At 43.8% G+C, this 256-nt stretch carries 1 tRNA gene; it reads left to right on the plus strand.

The window, feature by feature from the left end:
* The first annotated feature begins 41 nt into the window (after positions 1-41).
* Positions 42-117 (plus strand) — tRNA-Val (locus AB4512_RS22435).
* Positions 118-256 lie beyond the last annotated feature (139 nt).

Consider the following 256-nt stretch of genomic DNA (forward strand, 5'->3'; position numbering starts at 1 on the left):
GACCCACCATTCTTTCTCCGCGAAGGAATTAAAACTATCGTGGGCGATTAGCTCAGTTGGGAGAGCACCTGCCTTACAAGCAGGGGGTCACTGGTTCGAGCCCGGTATCGCCCACCATTCTCTAAAAATTCTTGGTTATCTTCATATCCAAACCACTTCTTTTGTCGTTGGTTGGTATGTTTGACCCTGAGAGTCTTTAGAAAATGTGAATTTTAGAACACTGGTTCTTAAAGTCTCATGCTCTTTAACAATTTGG

The sequence above is a fragment of the Vibrio sp. 10N.222.52.B7 genome (genome assembly GCF_041474275.1).
In the GTDB taxonomy this organism is placed as follows: Bacteria; Pseudomonadota; Gammaproteobacteria; order Enterobacterales; family Vibrionaceae; genus Vibrio; species Vibrio crassostreae_C.